This is a genomic window from Serratia sp. (in: enterobacteria), from assembly GCF_046715635.1.
In the GTDB taxonomy this organism is placed as follows: Bacteria; Pseudomonadota; Gammaproteobacteria; order Enterobacterales; family Enterobacteriaceae; genus Chania.
Map to the genome: position 1 here is coordinate 1 of NZ_JBKJYW010000212.1, position 4894 is coordinate 4894.

Genomic DNA, 4894 nt, shown 5'->3' on the forward strand with positions numbered 1-4894 from the left:
ATCCTGCTGCGTATGCTGGATGATGACGGTAACGTCATTCCCCCCAACGAATTTCTACCGGTGGTACACGAGTTTGGTTTAGCTTACCAGTTGGATATGTGGGTACTGCGCCAAACCTTGCAGTTTATGCAACTTCATCGTGAAGGCATGCCTAGCGCGCGCTTTGCCGTGAATCTGTCACCGTCCTCGCTGTGTCGCCCGAGCCTGTGCAAAGACGTGCGCGATGCCTTGCGGCAATACCAGATTGAGCCTTATCAACTGGTGCTGGAAGTGACAGAGTCTCATCTGGTGCAGGACGTAAAATATGCCAAGAACTCGCTCAAAGAGCTGCGCCAATTGGGTTGCCGCATCGCTCTGGATGATTTCGGCACCGGCTATGCCACCTACGATCGCCTGAAAGAGCTGCATGTCGATATCTTGAAGATCGACGGCAGTTTTGTGCAGGATATGCTGACCAGCAAGGTGGATTACCAAATCATTGCGTCAATCTGTAAGGTGGCGCTGATGAGAAGGTTGTCGATTGTGGCGGAATATGTCGAGTCGGCCGAGCAGCGCGATGCGTTGAAAGGCTTGGGCGTGGATTATATGCAGGGCTATTTTATCGGTAAACCGCAGCCGCTGGCGTCTTTAGTGCCGATGGTGCAACTGGCGGAAGACGAAGAGTCTGACTGAGAGAATGGCCCCTCACCCTAACCCTCTCCCACAGGGAGAGGGGACCGATCGAGTTCGCTGATTTTTCTGCGCCATACCCCATCCTCGTTCTTCTTACTCCGTATTTACCGAAGCAGCACAGGCCAACTAAGTACTCCGGTCAGCTCCCTCTCCCTGTGGGAGAGGGTTGGGGTGAGGGGTTACGCCGCAGGTTTTGCGTCTGCGTCCTGCTCACCTTCTTCTTCTATCACCAGTTTCCAGCCAACCACGTCATTCCAGTATTCCTGCTCACGCTCAAAATCGAGCTGTACCAGGTTGTTCCGCGTCAGATAGCCCGCCGGGAAGCGCAGCGTCCAGTGATTATCATCCGTTGCCAGGCGCAGGGTTTCCGGCGTGGTGGTGGCCTGACGCTGATTGTTAAGCAGGGTGCTCAGACGTAACAACTGGATCAGCGGCAGATAATATTTCTTCTTGAACAGGTTCAAGCGGGGTAACTCTTCGAGCTTGATCCCTTTACGCTGGAAACGCACCAACGCCGACAGCAGCAACTGCTGCTCCTGGTTGAAGCCTGGCAGGTTGGTATTTTGCAGAATATAGGCGGAATGGCGGTGCATGCCGCTATGGTTGATGCTCAGCCCCACCTCATGCAGCATGGCGGCCCATTTCAGCAACGCTTCCAACTGTGGTTGCACCAGCTTGGTATTTTGCGCCATCCACTGGGCGTACAGCAGCTCGGTGGTTTCCAGCACACGCTTGGCCTGCTCGCGGTCGATATTATAGTGATCGGCCAGGCTTTTGGCGGTGCGGCTGCGAATATCCTGGTGGCGGAAGCGGCCTTCCATTTCATACAGCACGCCTTCGCGCAGGGCACCGTCAGACAAGCGTAGATCGCGGATCGCCAACGCATCAAACACACCACACAGGATCGCCAGCCCCGGCACAAACACCGATTGACGATCTTCCGACAGGCCAGGCAGGCTCAGGGCGCTGAAATTTTTAAACTGCAACACCTGCTCGACTAGCAACTCCAGCCGTTCAAGGGTAATCAAACCGTCTTTTTCACCCATGGCGACCAGAACCTCATGAGCGGCCTTGATGGTACCAGATGCCCCTAAGGCATATTGCCAGCCCTGGATGCGGTATTGCCAGGCCAGGGTTTCCAATTTTTGTGCGGCGGCCAGGCGTGCCCGCTTAAAGTTGGTTTTGCTGATCTCTCCTTCAGGGAAGAACAAGTGGGCAAAGCTCACGCAACCCATGCGGCGGCTCTCTGCCAGCAGAGGCTCGAAATCCTCCCCGATCACCAGTTCGGTGGAGCCACCGCCGATGTCGATCACCAGCTTGCGGCCTTTTTCCGGCTGAGTATGTTCGACCCCCATAAAAATCAGACGGGCCTCTTCCTGCCCGGCGATGATTTCGATCGGATAAGGGATCACTTTTTCCGCCCGCTTGAGGAACACCTCGGCATTCACCGCCTGACGCAGGGTGTGGGTACCCACTATAGTGACGTTATCCGCCGGGAAACCCTGTAACCGCTCGGCAAATAGCGCCAGGCAGGCCAAGCCCCGCTCCATGGCTTCTTCACTGAGCACGTTGTTGCTGTCCAACCCATCGGCAAGGTGTACCCGCTGTTTTAAACGGCCTAACACCTGTAAGGCGCCGTTAACGACGCGGGCGATCACCATATGGAAACTGTTCGAGCCAAGATCGATGGCAGCGATTTCCTGTGGCTTATTATTGGTTGCAGTGCTTTTTAGCGGCATAGTGGCTGGCCTAGTTGTCCGGTTGTTCCAGAGCTTTTAAATACTCATAAATGGCCACCTGTGCACGGACCTTACGGCGATTGCCTCGCGGTACATACTGGTTGCTCAGTTCTTTATCGATATAGCGGGCCTTGACCGTATCGCTAAACAGCAGCTCCAGAATGTCCAGAACGCGCTGCTTGAGCGCCGGATCCAGCAGCGATACTGCTACCTCGATGCGGTAATCTATGTTGCGGGTCATCCAGTCGGCGGAAGAGAGATAAACCCGTTTGTCACCTTTGTTCTCGAAAACGTACACCCGATCGTGTTCCAGATAACGGTCGACGATGCTGATAACCTGAATATTGTCGCTGATTCCCGGCAGGTTGGGGATCAGCGAACACATGCCGCGTACCAACAGACGGATTTTCACGCCGGCAGCGGCAGCGGTATATAACCGATCTACCAGCCCTTTATCCACCAGATTATTTATTTTCAACATAATAGCGGCGTTTTCACCGGCTAGTGCGTTGGCAATTTCACGATCGATCAGATCGTACAGCATGCGGCGGGAGTTCTGCGGCGAAACCATCAGGTTGTCGAAGGAGACCGGCCGGTACGGATTTTCAATAAAATTGAATACCCGGCGTACTTCGTTAGTGATGCGCGAATCGGCGGTCAGCAGCGAGTAGTCGGTGTAGATACGGGCGGTTTTTTCGTTAAAGTTGCCGGTACCAATATGAGCATAGCGCACAATATCGTCGCCTTCACGGCGCGAGATCAGGAATAGTTTGGCGTGGATCTTCAGCCCCGGTGCGGAGAAAATGACGTGCACTCCGGCCTCGGTCAAACGTTTGGCCCAGTGGATGTTGGCCTCTTCGTCGAAGCGTGCCTGTAGCTCCACCACCACGGTCACTTTCTTGCCGTTATGCGCCGCATGGATCATCGATTCGATAATGCGCGAGTCTTTAGCTACCCGATAGATATTGATTTTTATCGCCAGCACGCTGGGATCGAACGATGCCTGGCGCAGCAGCTCCAGCACGTGTTCAAAGGTGTGATACGGGTAGTACAGCAGCACGTCTTTTTCGCGGATGGCATCGAAGCCGTTGCGGAATTTATCGAACCAGATATGCCGCAGGCGCGGTAGCGGGCGGTTAACCAGATTGGCTTTGCCGACGTTCGGGAAGCTGATGAAGTCTTTAAAATTGTGATAGCGGCCACCGGCGATCACCGAATCGTAGTTGGATATCCCCAGCTTGTTACGCAGCAGTTCCACCATCTCATTAGGCATATCGCGCTGATACACAAAGCGCACCGGTTCGGCGGTTAGGCGCTGTTTCAGGCTCGACGACATCAGTTCCAACAGGCTGGATTCCATTTCGGTCACCAGATCGTATTCCGCATCGCGCGTCATTTTCATCGAATAGGCGTTGAGCGCGTCATAGTCGAAGAAGCCCTTGAAGATGTCGTCCAGGCAATAGCGCAGGATGTTATCCAGCAGGATCATCGGTTTGCGGCGGCGGGGAGCTTCCGGCGGCAGGTTGACGAAACGGGGTACTTTGTCGGAAGGAATTTCCAGCAACGCATAATCGATGCGCGTACCGCGAATGATCTCCACCGCCAGATAAGTGTAATCGTCCTTCAGGAACTGCACCAGATTGGTGTCGTGATTGATCAGGATCGGCGTGATGTGCTGGCGCAAATGATGCTTGAAGTATTGCCGCAGCCAGATTTGCTGGTTCTCCGACACCTGACGCTCGTTGATCAGGAAGATCTGGTTGCGCGCCATCTCCAGCAGCAGATCGTTGTACAGGCTGTCGAACTCCTGATCGGTCTTCAGCACCTTGGCCTGAATTTTTTTCAGCAAATGACGTGACGCGCCACCTGAACCCTGTTCTTCGCTGATCAAGATGCGCCGTTTCAGATCGGCAAAACGGACTTTATAGAATTCATCCAGGTTATTGGAGTAAATGCCCAGAAACCGCATGCGCTCAATCAAGGGATTGCTCTTATCTGCGGCTTCCTGCAACACGCGTTCATTAAAGGATAACCAGCTTAATTCTTTGTCGATGTAGAGCTTTTCCTGACCCATTGCTACTCCAGTTCAATTTTAGAAAAGGATCGGACTTATCGCCGAATACCGCTCTAGTGTCCTGCTTCATTATTGCGAGAGATTGACAACAATGTCCAACATATCTGCGGAGTTATCCCGCCGCATTGCCTGCCGCAAATTGTTATTCCTCCATCATGGCCCCGGCAACTTTGTCATGCAAACGTCACAAAACTGACATAAGATGCCCGGTTATCTTTGGGCGCAAGCCCGACAACGGAACCGACGACAGGCAAATGGCACAGACAACGCTTAACCAACATCCCCGGGATCGCCTGCGTGCGCACGTTGATCGTGGCGTACAAGGGGCCGTGACCGTCAGCGGGCTGCTGGTATTGATGACGCTGATGCTGATCTTTGTCTATCTATTGCTTTCGGTTTTACCGCTGTT

3 protein-coding genes are annotated in these 4894 nt (G+C 53.8%); 1 reads left to right on the forward strand and 2 read right to left on the reverse strand.

The features are described from left to right. Positions 1–672, forward strand: a 672-nt coding sequence (locus tag ACLQ7H_RS10605; RefSeq protein WP_411752624.1) for an EAL domain-containing protein, incomplete at its 5' end; no start/stop codon positions are given. 179 nt (positions 673–851) lie between these two features. Here the strand turns inward: ACLQ7H_RS10605 and ppx are convergent. Both ppx and ppk1 read right to left on the reverse strand, forming a co-directional pair. After that, the gene (gene ppx, locus ACLQ7H_RS10610; protein WP_411752625.1) at positions 852–2411 is read right to left on the reverse strand and encodes an exopolyphosphatase; all 1560 of its coding nucleotides are present in this window, start codon (positions 2409–2411) and stop codon (positions 852–854) included. 10 nt (positions 2412–2421) lie between these two features. Then, positions 2422–4485 carry a polyphosphate kinase 1 gene (gene ppk1, locus ACLQ7H_RS10615; protein ID WP_021807129.1) on the reverse strand — a complete coding sequence of 688 codons (2064 nt, stop codon included), beginning with the start codon at positions 4483–4485 and terminating at the stop codon, positions 2422–2424. Positions 4486–4894: the final 409 nt, after the last annotated feature.

Bases quoted from the DNA above. Each gene is read 5' to 3' on its own strand.
- ppx (WP_411752625.1), bottom strand. From the start codon at position 2,411: ATGCCGCTAAAAAGCACTGCAACCAATAATAAGCCACAGGAAATCGCT.
- ppk1 (WP_021807129.1), bottom strand. From the start codon at position 4,485: ATGGGTCAGGAAAAGCTCTACATCGACAAAGAATTAAGCTGGTTATCC.